Raw genomic sequence first — 23,780 nt, 5'->3', positions numbered from 1 at the left:
AGGTTTTTATACACAAAGACGTGTATAGTGTTTTTAAAAATAACAATCAATACATAGTTGACTATATGGTAAATATAGTAGTACAGTATTGGTAGAAAACAGAATACAGGTTACACAAAGACGTGTTACTTATGTAGATAGCAAAGAGGCTTTTAAAGGGTATGCTCCCTTCTAAAAAGCCTCTTTTTTTATTCCAAATGGAGGTGTCAGCATGGATAAGGTTAGTTTTAAAACAGATATTTACATGGGACAAGGCGCTTTAAATCGTCTGCAGGATCTGAAAGAAAAACGAATTTTTATTGTCACAGACCCTTTTATGGTTCAATCGGGAATGATTCAGCATGTCATTGACCAAATTGACGAAAGTAATAAGCACATGGTTTTTAGTGATATCGTTCCAGACCCGCCAATCGAGGTTGTTGTAAGTGGAATGAAAGCCCTCAGTGAGTTTGAAACGGATACGATTGTTGCACTAGGAGGAGGCTCAGCTATCGATGCAGCGAAAGCAATGAAATATTTTGCGAAACAAGTGTCGAACCAAAAAGACCTTCCTTTCATTGCGATTCCGACAACAAGTGGAACAGGATCAGAGGTAACCGCATTTTCTGTTATTAGTGATCAGCAAAAAAATATTAAGTATCCTCTAGTGTCGAATGATATGACGCCAGAAGAAGCTATTTTAGACCCAGAGCTGGTAAAAAGTGTTCCTGATTTTATTACAGCCGATACGGGAATGGATGTTTTGACGCATGCCATCGAGGCGTTTGTGTCTACCAAAGCAAATGATATTTCTGATGCTCTTGCGGAAAAGGCGATGAAGCTTGTCTTTGAATATTTAGTAAGAGCATACAAGGATGGTAATGATTTAGAGGCACGTGAAAAAATGCACAATGCTTCATGCCTTGCAGGGATGGCCTTTAATGTTACATCACTGGGTCTAAATCACGGAATTGCCCATGTAGCTGGAGCTAAGTTCCACATTCCTCATGGTCGCATGAATTCCTTGCTGCTTCCACATGTCATCGAATTCAATGCGAATTGTGGAACAGGATATGGTGGGAGAGAAAATCAGGCGACCGCTAAAAGATACGCAGCTATTGCTAAAACCTTGGGTCTTCCAGCAAGCAATACAAGAAGTGGAGTGCGCAGTTTAATTAATGCAATCAAGCAATTGCAAAAACAATTGAAAATGCCAACGAATTTGCGGGATTGCGGCATAGAATATAAGCAGCTAGAAGAAATGCGAAATGCGATCGCAGAAGGCGCGCTTAAGGATGGATGTACCAAAACAAATCCACGTGTACCAACGGAAGAAGATGTTATTGGAATTTTGAACAAAATGTTTCAGTAGCGAATATTTTGTCGAAATTAGTCTAATGAAGTATTGACATCGTTTACAAGTTCAAATATAGTGAAATTAACACAACGACGTGTTACGAATTTCAGTTGAGAGCGAAGAGGCTCCTTAAAAATTGCCATGCGTATTTTTTAAGGGGCCTTTATGTGTTTTTAATGTTTTTTAAAGCAGATGGGATGAGATTTATGAGCCAAAACAATGAGAAACAACGTGTCATACAGGAGTATGTACCAGGTAAACAAGTCACACTAGCTCATATCATAGCTAATCCGAATGCAGATATTTATAAAAAGCTAGGATTAGGTAGTGATACGAAGGATGCAATTGGTATTTTGACCATTACCCCAAGTGAAGCCTCGATTATCGCTGCTGACATAGCAACGAAAGCTGCTGGAGTGCTAATCGGCTTTGTAGATCGTTTTAGTGGATCAGTGGTAATTACAGGTGATGTATCCTCTGTGGAATCCGCGCTAAATGAAGTGTTGCTTGGCTTGCAGGATATTTTAGGATTTTCAGCTACGAAGATAACGAGAACGTAGTTATGAAAAAAATTATTCTGACCGGTAATACAGGATGTGGGAAGACCACTTTATGCCAGCGACTTCACGGACATGTGATCGCCTATAAGAAAACACAAGCCATAGAAACCTTCGATCAAGCCATTGATACACCTGGGGAATGTATAGAAAATAGAGGTTTATATAGAATGTTGCTTGTGACAAGTGTCGATGCGGATGTCATTGGCCTTGTGCAAGATTGCACAAATGAAGATTGTTATTTTCCACCTTCTTTTGGCTCTGTATTTGCAAAGCCTGTTATTGGTATCATTACAAAAGTAGACATTGCCAAAAATGCGGAGGATGTGAAAAAAGCCCGAGAATATTTGCTAGCGGCTGGAGCATCGACAATTTTCGAGATTTCTTCTACTGAAAACATCGGTATAGAAGAGCTGCAAAGCTATCTAAGTGCTGATGAATAAGATTTGGGAAGTATTTATTTTGCTTAGACAATGAGGTGTGGTACCCATGAATGGAAAAATTGTAGTAGTCGATGATGAGCCTATTACAAGAATGGATATTCGTGAGATTTTAAAAGAAGCGAACTACAATGTGGTAGGGGAAGCTTCAGACGGTTTTGAAGCCATTGAGTTATGTAAAAAGCATTTGCCTGATCTAGTGATTATGGACATTCAGATGCCTATCCTAGATGGATTAAAAGCGGGAAAAAGAATCCTTTCAGAGCAATTAGCTGGTGGCGTCGTTTTGCTGACAGCCTTTAGTGATAAAGAAAGTGTCGAAAAGGCTTCTAGTATTGGTGCTTTGGGTTATCTAGTAAAACCCCTTGATGAAAAGTCTTTCATTCCGATGGTGGAAGTAACCATCGCCAAGGGAAAAGAATTTCGCAAGCTCGAAAAAAACTATACAAAAGTCTCTCAAAAGCTAGAAGAACGAATTGCAATTGAGAAGGCAAAAGGTATTTTGATGAAAGAAAATGGGTTTTCTGAAGAAGAAGCATATCAGACCATTCGTAAATTGAGTATGGATAAACGATGTCCTATGATTGAAATCGCTACCACAATCGTGATTTCCTATGATTAAAGAGACAATTACACAATTGTGTAAAAAACATACTCATTTATCTGATGCTGAAATTCAGAAAATCATTGAAGTAGCTCATTCTAACGAATTATTTGATTTGCAAGAGGGAAGGGATCTTTTTATCGATGTCCTTTCGAAAGTGACGAACGAAGCGATCGTTGTCTACCATCAAACTCATGGGATTGCACAGTCTCTATATCAATGTCCAGTGGTTGGGGAGGTTGCTTTAAGAGAAAATGAGCCTGGTGTACTCCGGACGCTAGAGACTGGGGTTATGTCAGTGGGTCTTGTTGCAAAAACCCAAGAGAACCAATTGGTTCGACAAACGGTATATCCCATTCATTTAGATGGAAAAGTCATCGCCGTGCTTATCTATGAAAAAGATGTAAGCGAAGACGTCAATGCGAACTTTAAAGTAACGAAAAATGATTCCCAGTACGAAGATATAGCATCTACCGTAACAGCTATGATCCGTTTTAATGAATCCGTTATCAATCAGCTAGATGACGCTATTTTAATCTTTGATAAAGATGGTTTTTTAAAACTCAAGAATAGCAAAGCGGATAGACAATATAAAAATCTGGGGTATTTAGAAGATATACAGGGTTTACATTACGATAATCTCTCGCTAGATCAAACCTTGTTTGTCGAGGTAATGAGAGAATTTGATGAAACCCAACTGACTCAATTCCAGAAAGATGTACATGTTGCTAAGTATTTCTTTCAGGTAAAAAGATTGTTGATTGATGAGCGTGATTTACGTTTAGTCGTTATTTTGCATGACGTAACGGAAATTAAAGATAAAGAAGCTGAAATTATCTCAAAATCCGTGGCTATTCGTGAGATTCACCATCGTGTTAAAAATAATTTGCAAACCGTAGCTTCCTTACTGCGTATTCAATCTAGACAATGTGAGAGTGAAGAAGCAAAGAAATGTCTGAATGAGAGCGTTAGCAGAGTATTAGCTATCGCTGCCACGCATGAACTGCTTTCTACACAAATAGAAGCTAACGTAGATTTGCTTGAGGTTATTGAGCTAATCGCAGCGAATATTCAACGTTGCTTTGTTAATTGTAAGAAGATTGATATACGCATTGAAGCCAATCAAAAAATTTGTATAGATAGTAATCGTACAGTTGCTATAGCTCTTATTATCAATGAGCTACTACAGAATTGCTACGAGCATGCCTTCTCCGATTGTGAGGAGGGAATTGTAAGGGTTTCCCTTTGTGTCGAAGGGAAGTATGCTACCCTTGAAGTGGTGGATAATGGAAAAGGTTTCAAGGTTGATAAATGTTCACAAGAAAGCCTAGGTTTATCTATTGTAACAAGCTATGTTAAAGATAAACTAAAAGGGAGCATGAAAATTGCTTCTAGCGAAAATGGAACATCTGTTACTTTTTCTTTCAAAATTTAATAATGATACTACAAAGACGTAGTATGAAATAAGCAAAGAGGCTTAAGGTTATATATTCCTGGTAGATGGGGATGTATGTAACTTTAAGCCTCTTTTCTTTTTTCTACTAGCTATAAGGGGGTGACAAAATGAAAGAGGAATTGCTAAGCGTAGGTATCGATATGGGAACATCAACAACCCAAATAGTGTTTTCTAAGCTATATATTCAAAACTTGGCCTCAACGTTTTCTGTTCCACGTATCGTCATCACCAATAAAGAAGTGATATACCGAAGTGATATTTGCTTCACACCGTTGCTCTCTGCAAACAGAATTGATGTTCAACAAATTAAGCTGTTTGTACAGGAGCAGTATGAAAAAGCTGGCATTAAAAAAGAAGAGATTCAAACTGGCGCCGTGATTATAACCGGCGAGACGGCACGAAAAGAGAATGCAAACGAGGTATTACTTACCTTAAGCGGCTTTGCTGGTGATTTCGTTGTTGCAACAGCTGGTCCTGATCTTGAAAGCCTTATTGCTGCTAAAGGAGCAGGGGCACATACGTATTCGAAGGAGCATTCTACTTCAATTGTTAACATTGACATTGGTGGCGGTACTAGTAATTTAGCGGTATTTAGCCACGGAGAATCACAGGATACGGGTTGTTTAGATATTGGTGGACGATTGATCAAGGTAAATCCCGTGACTCATGAAATCATCTATATCGCACCTAAAATCAATATGTTGATTCAAAGAAGAGGATACGACATACAGCTAGGACAAACCGCTACACCAGAGAAGTTGCAACCAATCATCCAAGAAATGGTTTGGCTACTAGAAGAAAGTGTGGGTCTAAAAGAAAAAAGTGATTTCTATGAAACGATTCTCACTCATAGAGGTTTAAAACTAGACAAACCGATTTCATGCATTTCCTTTTCAGGTGGCGTAGCCGATTATATCTACCAGCATGAAGAGAAGGATGTGTTCCATTACGGAGATATCGGCATCCTGCTAGGAAGAGCGATTGCTGCTTCTCCACTGATGACACAGATGAAAGTCTTTCATTCTGTAGAGACAATTCGCGCAACAGTTGTTGGTGCTGGTTCTCATACGACTGAAATAAGTGGTAGTACGATCACTTATACAGATGAATCGTTTCCGATTAAAAACGTACCGATTCTAAAAGTTTCGATCGCGGACGAATCGGGAGACGAAGAGAAGCTAGCACAGGCCATTCGTGAAAAATTAGAGTGGTTCAAAGTAGATAATGATCTACAAAAAGTAGCGATTGCCATTGAAGGGAAAAAGAATCCTAGCTTCCCCGAAATTCAGATATACGCTAAAGGAATACAAAAGGGGATGGCAGAGCTACTTGAAAGAGAGTATCCATTCATAGTGATTGTTCACCATGACATGGCGAAGGTACTAGGACAAACCCTGTATGCCCTACTCGACTACAAAAAAGATGTTGTGTGCATCGATAGTATTCAGGTAGACAATGGCGATTACATTGACATTGGGAAACCAATTGCCGATGGAAAGGTATTACCTGTAGTGATCAAAACACTCGTATTCAACTAAGAGATGTACAAATGAGAGGAGGAGCTTTTGTGATCTTAAAGACGAAATTATTTGGTCGGATGTATCAATTTTCATCCATCATCGAAGTTCTAGCAAAAGCGAATGAAGTAAAATCTGGGGATACATTAGCCGGTGTTGCTGCTACTTCTGCTGAAGAACGCGTTGCTGCTAAGGTTGTTCTAGCCCAACTGACATTAGCCGATTTGCGTAACAACCCAGTTGTTCCTTATGAAAAGGATGAAGTAACACGCATCATTCAGGATCAAGTGAACGAAAAAATTTACGCTGAAATTAAAAACTGGACAGTTGAAGAATTGCGCGAGTGGATTCTAAATGAGAACACAAAAGAGTCTGACATCAAACGCATTTCCAGAGGTTTGACTTCTGAGATGATCGCAGCAGTAGCAAAAATCATGTCCAACCTTGACTTGATTTACGGAGCAAAAAAGATCCGCATTACTGCTCATGCGAATACAACAATTGGTCGCGCAGGAACGCTATCTGCTCGTCTACAGCCTAACCATCCAACTGATGATCCAGACGGTATTACAGCATCCTTAATGGAAGGCTTAACCTACGGTATTGGTGATGCGGTACTTGGTTTGAACCCGGTAGATGACTCCACTGAAAGCGTTGCTCGTGTCTTAAAAAGATTTGAAGAGTTCAAGCAAAAATGGGAAATTCCTACCCAAACTTGCGTATTAGCTCACGTAACGACACAAATGGATGCTATTCGTCAGGGTGCTCCTACAGATTTGATTTTCCAATCAATCGCAGGTTCTGAAAAAGGAAACGAAGCATTTGGTTTTAATGCTGCAACAATTGCAGAAGCACAACACTTAGCTTTGCATGAAGGTACAGCTACTGGTCCAAACGTAATGTATTTTGAAACTGGACAAGGTTCCGAATTGTCTTCTGAAGCTCATCATGGAGTGGACCAAGTAACAATGGAAGCGCGTTGCTATGGTTTTGCTAAGAAGTTTAGTCCATTCCTTGTAAATACAGTTGTTGGCTTCATCGGACCTGAATATCTCTACAACTCAAAACAGGTTATTCGTGCAGGTCTTGAGGATCACTTCATGGGTAAATTAACAGGTATTCCAATGGGATGCGATGCTTGTTACACCAACCATATGAAAGCGGACCAAAATGATATTGAAAACCTAGCAGTATTATTGTCGGCTGCTGGATGTAACTTCTTCATGGGTATCCCTCATGGTGACGACGTAATGTTGAACTATCAAACGACTGGATACCACGATACAGCTACATTGCGTGAGCTGTTAGGCTTGACTCCAATTAAAGAATTCGAACAATGGATGGAAAAAATGGGCTTCATTGAAAATGGAAAACTTACGAAAAAAGCCGGAGACGCTTCTGTGTTCTTAAAGTAGAGAAAGGAGGAAACAACAGTGAACGAAAAAGAACTAAAATCCATGATTGAAAGCATTCTATCTCAAATGATGGACAGCCCGAAAGAGGCAGCAGCTACACAGGATGTAGTATCACAGGAAATGGTTACTCAAGCAATTGCAGCAAGTGCTCAACAACATCAAGAGGAATCTATGATCAGTGATGAATGCCTAGACGACATCACAGAGATTGACATTAAAGGGCAGCTTTTAATTCCAGACCCTGAGGATAGAGAAGGGTATCTGAAAATGAAAGAAAGAACTCCTGCTCGTTTAGGGATTTGGAGAGCAGGCCCGCGTTACAAAACATCTACCTCCTTACGTTTTCGTGCGGACCATGCAGCGGCACAGGATGCAGTTTTCTCCTATGTTCCTGAAGAATTTGTAAAAGAAATGAATTTGGTATCGATTGAAACGCTTTGCAAAGACAAAGACGAATATATCACTCGACCAGATTTAGGCCGTCAGCTATCTCCAGAAACCATTCAATATGTAAAACAGAACACAACACAATTTGCGAAGGTTCAATTGGTTGTAGGGGATGGATTAAGCTCTGCTGCAATTGAAGCTAATCTTCGAGACATTTTACCATCCATTACTCAAGGTTTAAAAATGTATGGAATCGAATTGGGCAATATTTTATTCGTAAAACATTGCCGTGTACCGTCCATGGATGTCATCGGTGATATTACCGGAGCAGATGTTGTATGTCTGCTAGTAGGGGAGAGACCTGGTCTAGTTACAGCAGAATCAATGAGTGCTTATGTTGCTTATAAGCCAACAGTTGGTATGCCAGAAGCAAAAAGAACAGTTATCTCTAATATTCACCAAGGTGGTACACCAGCCGTAGAAGCTGGGGCTCATATTGCAGAGCTAATCAAAACCATGATTGAGAAAAAAGCTTCTGGTATTGATTTGAAATTGTAGGAAAGGGAGGAAGTCTGATGAGAAACGAGCCTATCTATGCAAAAGTATTAGGAACCAAGTTGATCTCCAACGTGAGTCCTGATATGGCTGAGAAGCTAGAATTAAAACCGCATCACAAAAGCTTGGGAATCATCACAGTTGATATTGATGATGTGACATATACAGCATTAGACGAAGCAACCAAAGCAGCCGAGGTAGATGTTGTTTATGCAAAAAGTATGTATGCAGGATCAGCTAATGCATCAACCAAACTAGCTGGTGAGGTAATTGGAATCATTGCAGGTCCAAGCCCAGCGGAAGTGAAAAGTGGACTTAGCGCTGCTATCAGCTATATCGAAGACTCAGCACATTTCGTAGGTGCTAATGACGATAACTCCATTACGTATTTCGCACATTGTGTTTCCCGTACAGGTAGCTATTTGTCTCAAGTAGCTAATATAAATGAGGGCGAAGCGATTGCCTATTTGATTGCACCTCCTCTCGAAGCAATGTACGCACTTGATGCAGCGCTCAAAGCAGCCGATGTGAGCATTGGAGCTTTCTTTGGACCTCCATCTGAAACCAACTTTGGTGGTGCCTTACTAACGGGTAGTCAATCTGCATGCAGAGCAGCATGTGATGCATTTGCAGCAGCCGTTCAATTTGTGGCTGACAACCCTACCAGTTACTAAGGAATAATCCATGAAAAATCAAGCATTAGGACTTGTAGAGACAAAAGGGCTCTTGGGAGCAATGGAAGCTGCTGACGCTGCTCTCAAAGCCGCAAACGTAACATTGATTGGTCTTGAAAGATTAAAAAAAGATGGTTTGATCACAGTTAAAGTCAAAGGCGATGTCGGAGCGGTACAAGCTGCTGTTGATGCGGGAAGTGCTGCTGCCAGACAACTAAACTGTCTCTTTAATAGTCTTGTCATCGCAAGGCCACATGAAGAAACAGCAAAAATCGTAACTGTTGATTTGCCAATACAAACACCAAAACAAGCACCAAAGGTTACGCCTAAGGAATTACCTGAAAAAGACATCAAAAGTACTCCTCTTAAAGTGATTCCTGAAGAAAAAATGCCAGAGACAGCACCTGTTGTTGATCGCCTTGAAGAAGTCTCTGTTAAACCAAAGGATCATGCCCAAGAGGAAGAACAAGATCTACATCATGCGGTAATTCAAGAGCAACCACTAGAAGAAGCTGCCTCCCTTGTTTCTTCTAGCAAAAAGAAAGATAAACGACTAGAAGATATGAAACTAGCGGAGTTAAGAAAAATAGCTTACAAGTTAAAATTAACAAGCATTTCAAAAGTGCAAGTAAAGTATGCCAAAAAGGATCAGCTAATCAAAGCGATCCAACAACATGAGGGAGAGAAGGAGTAGAAAATGGAAGTTCTAGATAAAGACCTAATGTCCATTCAAGAGGTACGTACTTTAATCAAAAAAGCAAAAGAAGCTCAAGCAAAACTAGCTTCCATGACACAAGCACAAATTGATTCCATTGTAAAAGCAATTGCGGATGCTGCTTATGAGAATCGTGAGAAGTTAGCTAAAATGGCAAACGAAGAAACAGGCTTTGGTCGTTGGCAAGATAAAGTTGTTAAAAACGCATTTGCTTCCAAGCATGTTTATGAAGAGATTAAAGACCTAAAAACTGTAGGTATCTTGAATGAAGATAAAGAAAAGAAAACAATGGAGATCGGTGTGCCTGTAGGTGTTGTAGCTGGTCTTATTCCATCAACAAATCCTACTTCTACCGTTATCTATAAAGCAATGATCGCTCTTAAAGCGGGAAATAGTATCGTATTTTCCCCACATCCAAATGCACTGCGTTGTATCTTGGAAACAGTAAAAATCATTAGTGAAGCTGCTAAAAAAGCAGGTTGCCCAGATGGCGCGATTAGCTGCATGACTGTACCAACTATCCAAGGAACAGATCAATTGATGAAACACAATGATACAGCTATGATCCTTGCCACTGGTGGTACAGCTATGGTAAAAGCAGCTTACTCTTCTGGTACACCAGCAATCGGTGTTGGACCTGGTAATGGACCAGCATTCATTGAAAGAAGTGCTAACATTCCTTTAGCAGTAAAACGTATCATGGATTCTAAAACGTTTGATAACGGAACGATTTGCGCTTCTGAACAATCCGTTGTTGTAGAAAGAGATAACAAAGAGACAATTGTAGCAGAGTTCAAAAAACAAGGAGCTTACTTCTTGTCCAAAGAAGAGAGCCAAAAACTTGGAAAATTCATCATGCGTGCAAATGGCACAATGAATCCTCAAATCGTAGGAAAAAGCGTTCAGCACATCGCGAAATTAGCTGACCTACAAGTGCCAGAATCAACTCGAGTTCTAATCGCTGAAGAAACAGAAGTTGGAAGCAAAGTTCCATACTCTCGTGAAAAATTGGCTCCAATCCTTGCTTTCTACACAGAAGACAACTGGAGAACAGCATTAGAGCGTTGCGTTGAGATCTTAAATAACGAAGGTGCTGGACACACAATGATGGTTCATACAAACAATGAAGCTATCGTTCGTGAATTCGCTTTGAAACAGCCTGTATCCCGCATCCTTGTTAATACACCAGGTACTCTAGGCGGTATCGGTGCAAGCACAGCTCTATTCCCAGCATTAACATTGGGTTGTGGAGCGGTTGGAGGAAGCTCAACTTCCGATAACGTTGGTCCATTAAACCTACTTAACATTCGTCGTGTAGGTTATGGCTTGAAGGAATTAGAAGATATTGTAGGAACAAGAGCAACTGAAGTAAAAGAACCTACTCTTGAAGCTACTAATAAAGAAGAATTGATCAGCTTAATTGTGAAACGCATCTTAGCTGAAATGTAAGACCTTGTTACGCTATAAACTTGACTAGTTCAAGTTTACTTATAAACATGTTGCACATCATATGTACTTTTCTAAAAATCATAAATCTATAAAGATTCTAGGAGGAATTTTATTATGGCAAACGCAAACGCATTGGGAATGGTAGAAACTAAAGGACTAGTTGGAGCTATTGAAGCAGCAGATGCAATGGTAAAAGCAGCAAACGTTACATTGATTGGTAAAGAACAAATCGGTGCAGGTCTAGTAACAGTTATGGTACGTGGAGACGTAGGTGCAGTTAAAGCGGCTACAGACGCTGGAGCAGCAGCAGCAGAACGCGTTGGTGAATTACTATCTGTACATGTAATTCCAAGACCACATACTGAAGTAGATGCAATCTTGCCTAAAACAGCTGAATAATTATAGTCGGATGGATGCAGAACTTTTTGCATCCATCTCCCTATCTACCATATTGGGGTCAGGTAAGCTTCTTGGCTAGTCATTGTAAGAAGTTTTTCCGACGAGGGATGTGAACATATGGCTCTTATCACAGAAAGCGATTTGCGAAAACACTTTAAAAATCAAGAAGCTAAAGATAGCAAGATTTATGAAGTGAAAAAAGGCGTCATTCTCACGCCTTCTGCTAAAAGTTTTTTAACAGATCATCAGATAGAGCTTCGCTACTATGATGAGAATGCAACCCAACAACAGAATGCTCCTGTGCCACCAACAGAAATTTCAAATAAGCCATCTATTCGTTATGAAACGATCTATGGTGGATATCTTGAAAGTAAGCCAGAGCATATGACTCATTTATATGGAAATCTCCTTGTCTATAAAGACCATCCTCGCATCATTTTTCGTGGAAAACTAGATTCATTAGAAGCTAAAATTCTCGAAGCTCAAATCACTGGAGTAAAAGCAGGTTTGCCAAAGCTGGCAGTTGACTTGGAAGAAGTGCTTCTATTTGTACGAAATATTGTGCGCTGTGAAGTTCTTGGTGAGAGGCTAACGAATATCCAATTGCTAGATATGACATCTGATGAAATAAGAGAGCAATCGCATCATCCCAAGAAATACTTCGGATTAGATCATTTTAAACCGAGCTATGAAATGGGTGAGATGGTCATTGCCTTAAATTCATTGCGTACTTTCACTAGAGAAACGGAATTGTTGGCTTATCAAGCATTTAAACAAGAGCATGGAAGTGTGGAACGTGAAGACATCATTCAAGCGTTGAATCGCCTTTCCTCCTTATTTTGGATATTGATGTTCCGCGTTCGTCTAGATAAATACAAAGCTTGAGGAGAGAACTATGAAAAACGATCTGATTGAAAGCATTGTAGATGAAGTAGTAAAACGTGTTAATGAAGAAATGTGTGTTCCTATTGAAGCATCTGGGAAACATGTTCACTTGAGCAGAGCTGACATTGACACTTTGTTTGGCCCAGGCTATGAGCTGACAAAGATGAGAGATTTGTCTCAGCCTGGACAATATGCTTGCAAGGAACGTGTTACGCTAATTGGTCCTAAAGGTGCTTTGCATAATGTAGTTGTACTTGGACCTGAACGTAAAGAGACGCAAGTAGAGATTGCTTTAACAGATGCTGTTGCACTAGGTGTAAAAGGGATTATCAAAGAGAGCGGACAGCTAGAAGGAACCCCAGGAATTGTAATCGCCTCAGCTACAAATATGGTTCAATTGCAAAGAGGGTTAATCGTAGCAAAACGCCATATTCATATGACTCCTGAGGATGCGAAAAAACATAATGTTGTCAATGGCGAAACGGTTCAAGTTAAGGTATTCAGCAATCGACCATTGATTTTCGATGATGTAATGATTCGTGTAAGTCCTTCTTATGCAACATTCATGCATATTGACTATGATGAAGCGAATGCGTGTGGATTTACGAAAGGTACTATGGGGAAAATTCTGAAGAAAAGTACCTAGGAGTGTGAAAAAATGAACATAGAAGCTTTAGTTGAAGCGGTTACAAAAGAGGTATATAAAAAGCTTCAAGGTATGAAGCCTTTGCAGGAACAGCCAATCAAGCGGCAAAAAGCAATCATTATGGACAACCAAGCACACCCTGAAATTGAAGCACAAATCGGATCACACTACGATTTTCAATATTACGATGAGCAGACGAGGGATTGCGATCTCGTTATCATCCCGACTATTTGCATACAGCTACTGGGAAATTTGGCAAATGGCATCAGTGCGGGAAGTCGTGAACGTTTTATTTTAACCATGCTTTTAAAAGGTAAAAAAGTAGTCGCTTTAGAAAATTCCATGGTTTATAAAAAATATAAACAGACGGCAAACCCGGTGTTGTTTAAGCAATACGAGGCGTTTGAAGAGAAAATCAAAAGTTTTGGCATTCAAATGGTTCAAGTATCTGACTTACTCAAAATGGATGACAAAGAACATAATCCAGAGGTTGTAAGTGCTAAGCAAGAGAGCGAGATTGAACGAGAAGAAGTGATTCAGGAAGTTATTTCCAAGAAGCTGATTACAGAATCTGATTTGAAGAAATTTCATCTGCGCCGCGTGAATCAAATCATCGTGAACAAAAACAGCATTATTACACCACTTGCAAAAGATTATATCAAAATGCAGCAGATACAAGTACGGAGAAAATAACGGGGTGAACGTATGATTGTTGGAGAAGTTGTCGGCAGTCTTTGGGCTACGCGAAAAGATGAAAAGCTAAATGGTTTAACGTTTCTAGTAGTTAAACCACATTCATATGATGAAAATACTTCAAAGGAATGCTTTGTTGCGGCGGATCATGCCGGTGCGGGTATAGGCGACACCGTTCTCGTAACGAAAGGCAGCGCAGCAAGAAGCTCCATGAAAGATCAAAACGTACCTATTGATGCAGTTATCGTGGGTATTGTAGATTCTCTGGAGATGAACGATGAGTAGTTCTATTGGCATTCTGGAATTAAGAAGTATAAGTAAGGGATATGAGACGGCTGACTTCATGCTAAAAAAATCCACTGTGGATATCCATCATATGCGTTCCATTTGCCCGGGTAAATTTCTGATCATTGTTAGTGGTGATACAGCAAATGTACAAGAGTCCATGGAGATTGCCAAAAAGGTCTCAAAGGATTTTCTTGTGAGTGAATTTATTCTAAATGGTGTTCATAACGACATCGTTAATGGTTTGAAAAAAAGCTACTCAACTGAGCCTATAAATGCCATTGGAATTTTCGAAACATCCAACGTCTCATCTGGTATTTACGCGATAAACCTTGCCTTAAAAGGTGCCCATACCTTCTTGAAAAGAATCAACCTAGGTATGGGTATCGGAGGCAAGCTGCTTGCTGTCATTACTGGAAGTGTAAGCGATGTTGAACAAGCGATGGAAATAGCTGTTTCATCCATCGATCAGAAGCGAATCGTTCATTATACCGTTATGCCATCACCAAGTGAAGAGATCAAAAAACAGTTTCGGTAAGAGCGGAGGAAGTCATGTATGGGAATAAATGAAATCATTATTTACTTAATGGTCATTTTTATGGTTCTGGGTGCGATTGATAAGTGTATTGGGAATAAATTTGGCTTAAGTCAACAATTCGAAGAGGGTATTATGGCAATGGGTTCCTTAACGCTAGCCATGGTAGGTATTATCTCTTTGTCTCCTGTATTAGCCAAAGTGCTTAGTCCTATTGTTGTACCTTTATTTGATGCACTAGGAGCAGACCCAGCAATGTTTGCTACTACGATTTTAGCAAATGATATGGGTGGCTTTGCATTAGCGCAGGAACTAGCGAAAGATCCCGAAGCAGGAATGTTTGCAGGGGTTATTTTAGGTGCTATGTTAGGACCAACAATCGTATTTACGATTCCAGTTGCTCTAGGTATTATTCGTAAAGAAGATCACAAGTTCTTAGCAACAGGTGTTCTATCAGGAATTATTACAATTCCGATTGGTTGTATTGCTGGTGGACTAGTTGCTGGTTATTCAATTGGCATGATTTTAACCAATCTAGTGCCAATTATCATTTTTGCGGCTCTTATTGTACTAGGATTAGTGAAATTCCCGAATGGAATGATCAAAGGCTTTACGATCTTTGGCCAATTCATCGTTATTGTGGCAACGCTTGCATTAGCAGCTGGCATCATTGAACAACTAGTGGGTCTGACTATTATTCCAGGACTAGCTCCTATCTCAGAAGGTATTAAGATTGTTGGAGACATTTCCATTGTCTTAGCAGGAGCGTTCTGTATGGTATTTGTTATTACAAAGGTGTTTAAGAAGCCATTGCTTAAATTGGGTAAAGTACTTGGAATGAACGAAGTTGCTGCAGCAGGTATGGTTGCTACTCTTGCTAATAACATTCCGATGTTTGGAATGATGAAAGATATGGATGATAGAGGTAAAATTATTAACGTTGCCTTCGCTGTATCAGCAGGATTCGTTCTTGGTGACCATTTAGGATTCACAGCAGGTGTTGCAAAAGATATGATCTTCCCGATGATTGTAGGTAAACTAGTCGGTGGTATTACAGCAATTTTTGTAGCGATCTTCATTTCGAAAAAGATGATTGAGGGAAAAAAAGATAAAGATAAGAAAACGGAGGTTGCGTAAAATGGAAAATTTGGATATTAAAGCCATTGAAGAAATTGTCCGTAAAATCATTACTGAAAAAGTAGGAGCTAGCACAGCATCAGCTCCTGAAGAATTCCCAAAACACCGGGATAGTAGTGGTGTTACCTCTATACCTTTACAAGTTGTACGTGTAGCAGAAAAAGATCGTTTGGATACTGGCAACAAAGAAGATATCGTATATTGCAAGGATCTATTTTCATTAGAAGAAAGCCCGCGCTTAGGTTGTGGAATTATGGAAATGAAAGAGACAACCTTTGATTGGACCCTTAATTATGATGAAATTGATTATGTAATAGAAGGCTACTTGGAAATCATCATTGATGGCCGCAAAGTTAGTGCAAAAGCCGGAGAAATCATTTTAATTCCAAAAGGAACCAAAATCCAATTCTCTGTGCCTGAGTTTGCTCGCTTTATGTATGTAACTTATCCAGCAGATTGGGCAACTCAAAAATAAACAAATATGTGTGAAATGCACATTAATAACATTACAAAAATAAATTTGAGTTGATAATTAGGTTGTCGAGTGAAATCGACGGCCTTTTATTTGTTTCCAGGTATGGAAATACCGTATAATTCATATATAATTAAATTTGGTAAATAATAAAACAATAAAGTAAATTATAAAACCATCCTGTCTATTCTTTTATTCGTTATAATTTATAGTGTAACAACTTGGTTACACTATAACTAGACAAGGGGGGTATTATAGTGAGCTTTAGTCGAAAGAATATCATCTCGTTAAGCATCGCACTAGCTGTACTGGTTATTATTCTGTTACTCCCAACACCAGAAAGCTTACCACTTGCTGGTCAAAGAACATTAGCTATCCTTGCATTCGCCGTTATCTTATGGGTTACGGAAGCGGTTACATATCCGGTTAGTGCGGCTTTAATCGTTGGGCTTATTGCTGTTTTAATCGGATTTTCGCCAACAGTTGAAGACCCAAATGTCGTGTACACAACAAAGAAAGCGCTTTCTTTGGCGCTGGGAGGTTTTAGTAATTCAGCAGTTGCGTTAGTGGCCGGTGCGTTGTTCCTTGCTGTAGCGATGGAGATTACTGGATTGCATAAGCGTATTGCTCTATTGGTACTATCAAAAGTAGGGTCCAAATCAAACAATATCGTACTCGGAACCATTCTTGTAAGCATTGTACTTGCTTTGTTTGTGCCTAGTGCAACAGCTAGAGCAGGTGCTATTATTCCAATCCTAATGGGAATGGTAGCTGCTTTTGGTCTAGAAAAGAATAGCCGTCTTTCTGCCTTGCTGATGATTACAACAGTCCAATCCATTTCAATATGGAACATTGGGATTAAAACGGCTGCTGCGCAGAATATGGTTGCCTTGGGATTCATGGAAACCGCTTTCAATTACCATATTTCCTGGGGAGAATGGTTCATTTATGCAGCTCCATGGGCTGTTATCATGTCTGTCATTCTATACTTTGTGATGACAAAATTAATCAAACCAGAGCTTAGTGAAATACCAAACGGCCGAGAGTTAATCAAAAAACAATTGGCTGAGCTAGGAAAGCTAACTCCAAAAGAGTGGCGTTTAATGATAGTTTCCTTGCTTCTATTGTTCCTTTGGTCTACAGAGGGAGTCTTGCATGCATTGGATTCCACTACAATTACACTTGCGGCAGTTGCCATCCTTTTATGCCCTGGCATTGGGGTGTATACTTGGAAGCAGGTAGAGCAAAAAGTAGGATGGGGAACGCTAATTGTATTTGCGGTCGGAATGTCTCTAGGGAACCTCTTATTAAAAACAGAGGGAGCTCAGTGGATTTCCAAAGGATTGTTTGAATCAATGGGTTTAACTGCTATGCCAGTAATTACTGTTATTATCATATTAACATTATTTAACATTTTAATTCACTTAGGATTTGCTAGTGCAACAAGCTTGGCATCTGCGTTTATTCCAATTGTTATTGCATTGGTAACCGCAATGGAGCCTACGTTTAACAAGCCTGGTATGGTCTTAATCCAGCAATTTGTCATTAGTTTTGGTTTCCTTTTACCAGTAAGTGCACCGCAAAATATGCTTGCTTACGGTACAGGTTCCTTTACGACCAGCGACTTTGTGAAGTCGGGTGTACCTCTTACAATAGCGGGCTTTATTCTCATAATTGCATTTAGTATGACTTATTGGCAGTGGATGGGTTTACTTTAGGACGCAAAAGGTTTAAATTGTTTAATGGGATTGATCTCCTTCTATTTGAAACCGCTTCGATTAGGTATTTTCATCCAAATGGGAGTTTAATTGAAATAAAAGGAGATCAACAAACCTCAATTTCGTGCAGGTCATGATCACAACAAGACTGTAGGAGGGTTACAAATGAGTATGAATAACAAACTGCCAGCTAGCCCTTGGGCAGAATTTTATGGACCGAATCTTGGTTATGTGTTTGAGCAGTATGAGATCTATATGGAAAATCCGGAAGAAGTACCTGCAGACTTACGAAAATTATTTGATAATTGGGGATCGCCGGTCCTTCCAGAAAATGGTCTTCATGGTCAGGAAATGACACCTGAAAGCTCCGCACCAAGAACGTTACCATTTGCAAAAATGAAGAAATTCGTTGCTGCTCTTCAGTTGGCAGATACCATCCGTGGGTTTGGACACTTAGGTGCTAACCTTTATCCTTTGGAAGCTCAAGCTCCACAAGCGGATTTGTTAAATCTGGATCAATATGGTTTGACCGAGGCTGATCTTCGAGATATTCCAGCTGAATTCATTTGCAAGCATCAGCCGGAACGTTTCGCTAATGGCTGGGAAGCGATTCAGTATTTGAAAGAAACGTACACTAGCAATCTTGCCTTTGAATTTCAACATGTGGATGAGGCAGAAGAAAAAGCTTGGATTCAAAGTATGATTGAGTCTGGCGAAGTAACTAAGGAACTCTCTTTACAGAAAAAGACTGATCTTTTAAAAAGATTGAATGAGGTAGAAGGTTTCGAAAAATTTCTACACAAGCAGTTTGTAGGAGCCAAACGCTTCTCCGTAGAAGGTTTGGATGTCCTAGTACCTGTCATTGATGAGCTAGTGGAGCACTCCGTTCAAGCGGGAACAAGCGATGTAACCATCTCAATGGCACATCGTGGTCGTTTAAACGTACTAACTCACGTGCTGGGTAAACCTTACGAAGATATTTTTAGTCAATTCCAGCATTCACCAAAAGAAAAGCTGGACAAGGCCCAAGAAGCTCATGTCGGCTGGACAGGTGATGTTAAGTATCACTTTGGAGCAGTTAAAGAGATTAAGAATGGCGATAAAACCACACGCATCACGATGGCGCACAATCCAAGTCACTTGGAAGTGTCAGGTTCTATCGTACAGGGCTACACAAGAGCAGCTCAGGATGATCGCTCTCAAGCGGGCTATCCAAGACAGGATGAAAACAAAGCGATGTCTATTCTTGTTCACGGTGACGCTGCCTTCCCAGGGCAAGGTGTAGTCGCAGAGACTCTAAACTACTCCGGTATCAAAGGCTATAAAACAGGAGGAACCGTACACATCATCGCTAACAACCGTGTCGGTTTCACCACGGAAAGTGAAGATTCCAGATCCACCAGATATGCGAGCGACCTTGCCAAAGGGTACGGGATTCCCATTATTCATGTGAATGCAGATGATCCTGAAGCATGCATTGCCGCCGCAAAATTAGCCTTCGAATATCGTAGTAAATTCTACAAGGATGTACTAATTGACCTAATAGGTTATAGACGTCTTGGCCATAACGAAATGGATGAACCAATGGCGACAAATCCGATGACCTACATCGTGGTTCGTAAACATCCAACGATTACTCAAATTTACAAAGATCGCTTAACCGAAAGAAACGAGCTGTCTAAAGAACAAATTGAAGCGATCGAAGAAACGGTTAAACAAGCATTTGCAAAAGCTTATGAGAAGGTAAACAAAGCACATGACGACTCTGGCTTGATTCCAGATCTACCAGATGCGGTCAAAATTGGTTATCCAAAGGTTAAAACCTCTGTTGATTTGAAAAAGCTGACAGAGATTAACGCGGATTTATTAAAATGGCCGGAGGGTTTCCATGTCTTTGATAAACTAGAAAAAATCTTATCCCGTCGTCAGCAGGTCTTCGCAGATAAAGGGAAGATTGATTGGGCACATGCAGAAGTTCTGGCATTCTCCACTATATTAGAAGACGGAACACCTATCCGTTTAAGCGGTCAAGATTCTGAGCGTGGTACATTCTCTCACCGCAACCTAGTGCTACATGATTCTAAGACGGGTGAAACGTATTCTCCATTGCACAGATTGCCAGGAGCAAAAGCTTCTTTTGAGGTGCGCAACAGTCCATTGTCTGAATACGCCGTACTCGGATTCGAATATGGTTATAATGTTTTTGCTCCTGAAACGCTTGTCCTTTGGGAAGCACAGTTCGGGGATTTTGCCAATACGGCTCAAGTAATTTTTGATCAATATATTTCAGCAGGTCGTGCTAAATGGGGTCAGAAATCAGGTCTTGTGATGCTGCTGCCACATGGATATGAAGGTCAGGGACCAGAACACTCCAGTGCGAGACTGGAACGTTTCTTACAGCTTTCTGCGGAAAACAACTGGACAGTAGCTAATCTTTCTTCTTCTGCTCAGTATTTCCATATCTTAAGAAGACAGGCTGCCATGTTAAGCAAAGACGAAGTAAGACCATTGGTGATTATGTCACCGAAGAGCTTGCTACGTAATCCTTCTGCGGGATCAGCTATTGATGAATTCACCAACGGAGAGTTTAAAACGGTTATCGAGCAGCCAGGTTTGGGACAAAAACCTGAAGCAGTAGAGCGCCTAGTATTCTGCACAGGAAGAATGGCTGTTGATTTGTCCGATCAGGTAGCGGACGTCGGAAAATTTGATTGGTTGCAAATTGTTCGAGTTGAGGAACTATATCCGTTCCCAACAGAAAAAATCAACGAGATTATTGGCAAATACAAAAACCTGCGTGAAATTGTTTGGACACAGGAAGAACCAAGAAACATGGGAGCATGGACTTTTGTTGAACCACGTTTAAAAGCACTAGCACCAAAAGGAGTAAATGTATCCTACAACGGACGCATGAGACGCTCAAGTCCGTCAGAAGGAGATCCGGTTGCTCATAAAAAAGAACAACAACGTATTCTTGCACAAAGTGTTACTAGAAACTTGGTAAGGGTGTGATAGAGATGGCAGAGGTAAAAGTACCAGAATTAGCAGAATCCATTTCAGAGGGAACAGTAGGTAAATGGCTGAAACAGCAAGGTGAAGCAGTAGCCATGGGGGATATCCTACTTGAATTGGAAACCGATAAAGTAAACGTTGAAATTATCGCTGAAAATGAAGGTGTGTTAACGCAAGTATTAAAAGAAGAGGGTGACACCGTTAAAGTGGGTGAAACCATCGCAGTTATTGATGAAGCTGGGGCAGCATCAACACCAAAAGCGGAAAGCAAACCAAAGCCAACTTCACAACCTGCGCCAGAAGTAAAAGCACAACCGGCTGTTACTCAAGAAGAAAGTAAACAATCTGTAGTAGCTTCTCCAGCAGCTAGAAAGCATGCTAGAGAACGTGGCATTGATCTTAATGAAGTGGCTACAATGGACCCGTTAGGTCGCGTTCGCAAACAAGATGTTTCTACTTTTGACCCAAGTCAGCAGGTAGTTACACCAAAACAAGCAGCTCCTGCTCCAAAAGCAGCACCGCAGGCCGAAGAGGTTAACCCTGCTAAACCAGTTGAGCGTCAAAGAATGTCTCGCCGCCGTCAGACGATCGCAAAACGCTTAGTAGAGGTACAACAAACTGCAGCGATGCTAACTACTTTTAACGAAGTAGATATGACAGCGATCATGGCACTACGCAACAAACGTAAAGATGCGTTTGAAAAGAAAAATAATGTAAAGCTTGGCTTTATGTCCTTCTTTACAAAAGCTGTTATTGGTGCGTTGAAAAAATACCCACTCCTAAACGCTGAGATTCAAGGCGATGAAATCGTAGTGAAAAAATTCTATGATATCGGTATCGCTGTTTCTGCTCCAGAAGGCTTGGTAGTTCCAGTCGTTCGCGATGCAGATCGTATGAGCTTTGCTGAAATTGAAAAAGGAATTGGCGATCTAGCTGTTAAAGCAAGAGAAAACAAACTAGCCTTGTCTGACTTGCAAGGCGGAACGTTTACGATTACAAACGGTGGCGTATTCGGTTCACTATTGTCTACCCCAATTCTAAATGCTCCACAGGTAGGTATTCTGGGGATGCATACAATCCAGACTCGTCCAGTAGCGATTGATCAAGACCGTATGGAAAACAGACCGATGATGTATATCGCACTTTCCTACGATCACAGAATTGTTGACGGTCGGGAAGCAGTAGGCTTCTTAGTAACAGTGAAAAATCTATTGGAAGATCCAGAGTCTCTATTGCTTGAAGGCTAATATCCAGGTGTGAACACGGTCTGCCTCTTCTTTGCCTGAGCGCGGTGAAGCAAGTGAGAGGAAGGGGCAGCCCCTTATTATAAAGAAGTAGTACAAGATAGTTGAATTACAATGGTTCCTACCAGGTAACAGGAGGATAATCGATGAACATTCATGAGTATCAAGGAAAAGAGGTTCTGCGACAATATGGGGTTACTGTTCCAAACGGGAAAGTAGCTTTCACAGTTGAAGAGGCCGTAGCAGCAGCAAAAGAACTAGGTACAAAAGTATGTGTAGTAAAAGCTCAAATCCACGCAGGTGGACGCGGTAAAGCTGGTGGCGTAAAAGTAGCGAAGTCTCTAGATGAAGTAAAAGCTTACGCAAGCGAAATTCTGGGCAAAACGTTGGTAACTCATCAAACAGGTCCAGAGGGTAAAGAAGTAAAGCGCCTTTTAATTGAAGAAGGCTGCGATATTAAAAAAGAATATTATTTAGGTCTAGTTTTAGATAGAGCTACTTCTCGTGTGGTTTTGATGGGCTCCGAGGAAGGCGGCACAGAGATCGAAGAGGTAGCAGCTGCAACGCCTGAAAAAATCTTTAAGGAATATATTGATCCGGTAGTTGGTTTAACACCATTCCAAGCTAGACGCCTAGCATTTAACATCAATATCCCTACAGAGCTGATCAATAAAGCTGCAGCGTTCATGACTGCTTTATATACTGCCTTTGTTGAAAAAGATTGCTCTATCGCTGAAATCAATCCACTAGTTGTCACAGGTGACGGCAACGTAATGGCATTGGATGCAAAATTGAATTTTGACTCCAATGCACTATACCGCCATAAAGACATCATGGATTATAGAGATTTAGAAGAAGAAGATCCAAAAGAGATCGAAGCATCCAAATATGATTTAAGCTATATTTCCCTAGATGGTAATATCGGTTGCATGGTAAATGGTGCAGGTCTAGCAATGGCTACGATGGATATTATCAAACACTTTGGTGGAGATCCTGCCAACTTCCTAGATGTAGGGGGCGGTGCTACTGCTGAGAAAGTAACGGAAGCCTTTAAAATCATTTTGTCTGATAAAAATGTAAAAGGAATCTTCGTTAATATCTTTGGCGGAATCATGAAGTGTGACATTATTGCTACTGGTGTAGTTGAAGCGGCGAAACAATTAAGCCTTGAAGTGCCATTGGTTGTTCGTCTAGAAGGTACAAATGTTGAATTGGGCAAACAGATCCTAAAAGACTCTGGTTTAAACATTACCTCTGCTGATTCAATGGCAGACGGCGCTCAAAAGATTGTATCACTCGTGGGTTAATGGTTAGGGGGAAAAATAAGTGAGCGTATTTATTAATAAAGATACAAAGGTTATCGTCCAAGGTATTACGGGTTCAACAGCGTTGTTCCATACAAAACAAATGTTGGAATACGGAACAAAAATCGTAGGTGGGGTAACTCCTGGTAAAGGTGGTACAGAGGTAGAAGGCGTACCTGTATTCAACACCTTGTCAGAAGCAGTTGAGAGCACTGGTGCAACAGCTTCCGTTATTTATGTACCAGCTCGCTTTGCGGCAGATGCGATCCTAGAAGCGGTTGACGCTGAATTAGATTTGGTTATTTGCATCACGGAGCATATCCCAGTTCTTGATATGGTTAAAGT

23 protein-coding genes and 1 pseudogene are annotated in these 23,780 nt (G+C 40.4%); all 24 read left to right on the top strand.

Going from position 1 to position 23,780, the window contains the following annotated elements; translation table 11 throughout:
- Window positions 1-211 precede the first annotated feature (211 nt).
- On the top strand, window positions 212-1,351 hold the full coding sequence (locus AYJ08_RS10005; protein WP_064017599.1) for a 1-propanol dehydrogenase PduQ: 1,140 nt from the start codon (window positions 212-214) through the stop codon (window positions 1,349-1,351).
- Window positions 1,352-1,542: 191 nt separating this feature from the next.
- Window positions 1,543-1,896, top strand: coding sequence for a BMC domain-containing protein (locus tag AYJ08_RS10000; RefSeq protein ID WP_031415394.1), 354 nt, complete (start codon window positions 1,543-1,545; stop codon window positions 1,894-1,896).
- A gap of 2 nt (window positions 1,897-1,898) precedes the next feature.
- Entirely contained in the window at window positions 1,899-2,336 is a 438-nt protein-coding gene (locus tag AYJ08_RS09995) for a EutP/PduV family microcompartment system protein (protein WP_064017598.1), read from the top strand.
- Between the two features lie 46 nt (window positions 2,337-2,382).
- Window positions 2,383-2,955, top strand: coding sequence for an ANTAR domain-containing response regulator (locus AYJ08_RS09990; protein WP_031415392.1), 573 nt, complete (start codon window positions 2,383-2,385; stop codon window positions 2,953-2,955).
- Window positions 2,951-4,372, top strand: coding sequence for a sensor histidine kinase (locus AYJ08_RS09985; RefSeq protein ID WP_231929081.1), 1,422 nt, complete (start codon window positions 2,951-2,953; stop codon window positions 4,370-4,372). The genes AYJ08_RS09990 and AYJ08_RS09985 overlap by 5 nt, the downstream gene beginning before the upstream one ends.
- A 128-nt stretch (window positions 4,373-4,500) precedes the next feature.
- Entirely contained in the window at window positions 4,501-5,931 is a 1,431-nt protein-coding gene (gene eutA, locus AYJ08_RS09980; RefSeq protein ID WP_064017596.1) for an ethanolamine ammonia-lyase reactivating factor EutA, read from the top strand.
- 29 nt (window positions 5,932-5,960) lie between these two features.
- A complete protein-coding gene (locus AYJ08_RS09975; RefSeq protein ID WP_003336173.1) occupies window positions 5,961-7,325 on the top strand; it encodes an ethanolamine ammonia-lyase subunit EutB in 1,365 nt (454 codons plus the stop codon).
- 171 nt (window positions 7,326-7,496) lie between these two features.
- Window positions 7,497-8,270, top strand: a complete 774-nt coding sequence (eutC, locus tag AYJ08_RS09970; RefSeq protein WP_369799677.1) for an ethanolamine ammonia-lyase subunit EutC — start codon at window positions 7,497-7,499, stop codon at window positions 8,268-8,270.
- A 17-nt stretch (window positions 8,271-8,287) separates the two neighbouring features.
- Entirely contained in the window at window positions 8,288-8,941 is a 654-nt protein-coding gene (eutL, locus tag AYJ08_RS09965; RefSeq protein WP_031415387.1) for an ethanolamine utilization microcompartment protein EutL, read from the top strand.
- A gap of 10 nt (window positions 8,942-8,951) precedes the next feature.
- Window positions 8,952-9,635, top strand: coding sequence for a BMC domain-containing protein (locus tag AYJ08_RS24810; RefSeq protein ID WP_064017594.1), 684 nt, complete (start codon window positions 8,952-8,954; stop codon window positions 9,633-9,635).
- A gap of 3 nt (window positions 9,636-9,638) precedes the next feature.
- A complete protein-coding gene (locus tag AYJ08_RS09955; protein ID WP_064017593.1) occupies window positions 9,639-11,105 on the top strand; it encodes an acetaldehyde dehydrogenase (acetylating) in 1,467 nt (488 codons plus the stop codon).
- Window positions 11,106-11,219: 114 nt separating this feature from the next.
- A complete protein-coding gene (gene pduA / locus AYJ08_RS09950; RefSeq protein ID WP_003336180.1) occupies window positions 11,220-11,504 on the top strand; it encodes a propanediol utilization microcompartment protein PduA in 285 nt (94 codons plus the stop codon).
- Window positions 11,505-11,621: 117 nt separating this feature from the next.
- Window positions 11,622-12,389, top strand: coding sequence for a cobalamin adenosyltransferase (locus AYJ08_RS09945; protein WP_064017592.1), 768 nt, complete (start codon window positions 11,622-11,624; stop codon window positions 12,387-12,389).
- 10 nt (window positions 12,390-12,399) lie between these two features.
- The gene (eutD, locus tag AYJ08_RS09940; protein ID WP_031415383.1) at window positions 12,400-13,035 is read left to right on the top strand and encodes an ethanolamine utilization phosphate acetyltransferase EutD; all 636 of its coding nucleotides are present in this window, start codon (window positions 12,400-12,402) and stop codon (window positions 13,033-13,035) included.
- Between the two features lie 12 nt (window positions 13,036-13,047).
- Window positions 13,048-13,728, top strand: coding sequence for a hypothetical protein (locus AYJ08_RS09935; RefSeq protein WP_064017591.1), 681 nt, complete (start codon window positions 13,048-13,050; stop codon window positions 13,726-13,728).
- Between the two features lie 12 nt (window positions 13,729-13,740).
- Window positions 13,741-14,013 carry a EutN/CcmL family microcompartment protein gene (locus tag AYJ08_RS09930; RefSeq protein WP_003336184.1) on the top strand — a complete coding sequence of 91 codons (273 nt, stop codon included), beginning with the start codon at window positions 13,741-13,743 and terminating at the stop codon, window positions 14,011-14,013.
- Window positions 14,006-14,551, top strand: coding sequence for a BMC domain-containing protein (locus AYJ08_RS09925; RefSeq protein ID WP_064017590.1), 546 nt, complete (start codon window positions 14,006-14,008; stop codon window positions 14,549-14,551). The genes AYJ08_RS09930 and AYJ08_RS09925 overlap by 8 nt, the downstream gene beginning before the upstream one ends.
- A gap of 18 nt (window positions 14,552-14,569) precedes the next feature.
- Window positions 14,570-15,685, top strand: coding sequence for an ethanolamine utilization protein EutH (eutH, locus tag AYJ08_RS09920; RefSeq protein ID WP_064017589.1), 1,116 nt, complete (start codon window positions 14,570-14,572; stop codon window positions 15,683-15,685).
- 1 nt (window position 15,686) lies between these two features.
- A complete protein-coding gene (locus tag AYJ08_RS09915) occupies window positions 15,687-16,160 on the top strand; it encodes a cupin domain-containing protein (RefSeq protein WP_064017588.1) in 474 nt (157 codons plus the stop codon).
- Window positions 16,161-16,414: 254 nt separating this feature from the next.
- The gene (locus tag AYJ08_RS09910; protein ID WP_031415374.1) at window positions 16,415-17,875 is read left to right on the top strand and encodes a DASS family sodium-coupled anion symporter; all 1,461 of its coding nucleotides are present in this window, start codon (window positions 16,415-16,417) and stop codon (window positions 17,873-17,875) included.
- Window positions 17,876-18,040: 165 nt separating this feature from the next.
- Window positions 18,041-20,887 carry a 2-oxoglutarate dehydrogenase E1 component gene (locus tag AYJ08_RS09905; RefSeq protein WP_064017587.1) on the top strand — a complete coding sequence of 949 codons (2,847 nt, stop codon included), beginning with the start codon at window positions 18,041-18,043 and terminating at the stop codon, window positions 20,885-20,887.
- Between the two features lie 5 nt (window positions 20,888-20,892).
- Window positions 20,893-22,134, top strand: a complete 1,242-nt coding sequence (odhB, locus tag AYJ08_RS09900) for a 2-oxoglutarate dehydrogenase complex dihydrolipoyllysine-residue succinyltransferase (RefSeq protein WP_031415371.1) — start codon at window positions 20,893-20,895, stop codon at window positions 22,132-22,134.
- 143 nt (window positions 22,135-22,277) lie between these two features.
- Window positions 22,278-23,438, top strand: a complete 1,161-nt coding sequence (gene sucC, locus AYJ08_RS09895) for an ADP-forming succinate--CoA ligase subunit beta (protein ID WP_003336192.1) — start codon at window positions 22,278-22,280, stop codon at window positions 23,436-23,438.
- A gap of 19 nt (window positions 23,439-23,457) precedes the next feature.
- A pseudogene (locus AYJ08_RS09890) lies at window positions 23,458-23,780 on the top strand (succinate--CoA ligase subunit alpha); the annotation flags it as partial.

Source organism: Brevibacillus sp. SKDU10, assembly GCF_001645205.1.
Lineage (GTDB): Bacteria > Bacillota > Bacilli > Brevibacillales > Brevibacillaceae > Brevibacillus_B > Brevibacillus_B halotolerans.
This window is presented reverse-complemented; position numbering and strand designations above follow the sequence as displayed.

Coding starts and splice junctions, on each gene's coding strand:
- AYJ08_RS09930 (WP_003336184.1), top strand. CDS start 13,741: ATGATTGTTGGAGAAGTTGTCGGCAGTCTTTGGGCTACGCGAAAAGAT.
- eutA (WP_064017596.1), top strand. CDS start 4,501: ATGAAAGAGGAATTGCTAAGCGTAGGTATCGATATGGGAACATCAACA.
- pduA (WP_003336180.1), top strand. CDS start 11,220: ATGGCAAACGCAAACGCATTGGGAATGGTAGAAACTAAAGGACTAGTT.
- sucC (WP_003336192.1), top strand. CDS start 22,278: ATGAACATTCATGAGTATCAAGGAAAAGAGGTTCTGCGACAATATGGG.
- eutH (WP_064017589.1), top strand. CDS start 14,570: ATGGGAATAAATGAAATCATTATTTACTTAATGGTCATTTTTATGGTT.
- odhB (WP_031415371.1), top strand. CDS start 20,893: ATGGCAGAGGTAAAAGTACCAGAATTAGCAGAATCCATTTCAGAGGGA.
- eutL (WP_031415387.1), top strand. CDS start 8,288: ATGAGAAACGAGCCTATCTATGCAAAAGTATTAGGAACCAAGTTGATC.
- AYJ08_RS09915 (WP_064017588.1), top strand. CDS start 15,687: ATGGAAAATTTGGATATTAAAGCCATTGAAGAAATTGTCCGTAAAATC.
- AYJ08_RS09935 (WP_064017591.1), top strand. CDS start 13,048: ATGAACATAGAAGCTTTAGTTGAAGCGGTTACAAAAGAGGTATATAAA.
- AYJ08_RS09995 (WP_064017598.1), top strand. CDS start 1,899: ATGAAAAAAATTATTCTGACCGGTAATACAGGATGTGGGAAGACCACT.
- eutD (WP_031415383.1), top strand. CDS start 12,400: ATGAAAAACGATCTGATTGAAAGCATTGTAGATGAAGTAGTAAAACGT.
- AYJ08_RS09955 (WP_064017593.1), top strand. CDS start 9,639: ATGGAAGTTCTAGATAAAGACCTAATGTCCATTCAAGAGGTACGTACT.
- AYJ08_RS09925 (WP_064017590.1), top strand. CDS start 14,006: ATGAGTAGTTCTATTGGCATTCTGGAATTAAGAAGTATAAGTAAGGGA.
- AYJ08_RS10005 (WP_064017599.1), top strand. CDS start 212: ATGGATAAGGTTAGTTTTAAAACAGATATTTACATGGGACAAGGCGCT.
- eutC (WP_369799677.1), top strand. CDS start 7,497: ATGATCAGTGATGAATGCCTAGACGACATCACAGAGATTGACATTAAA.
- AYJ08_RS24810 (WP_064017594.1), top strand. CDS start 8,952: ATGAAAAATCAAGCATTAGGACTTGTAGAGACAAAAGGGCTCTTGGGA.
- AYJ08_RS10000 (WP_031415394.1), top strand. CDS start 1,543: ATGAGCCAAAACAATGAGAAACAACGTGTCATACAGGAGTATGTACCA.
- AYJ08_RS09945 (WP_064017592.1), top strand. CDS start 11,622: ATGGCTCTTATCACAGAAAGCGATTTGCGAAAACACTTTAAAAATCAA.
- AYJ08_RS09990 (WP_031415392.1), top strand. CDS start 2,383: ATGAATGGAAAAATTGTAGTAGTCGATGATGAGCCTATTACAAGAATG.
- AYJ08_RS09905 (WP_064017587.1), top strand. CDS start 18,041: ATGAGTATGAATAACAAACTGCCAGCTAGCCCTTGGGCAGAATTTTAT.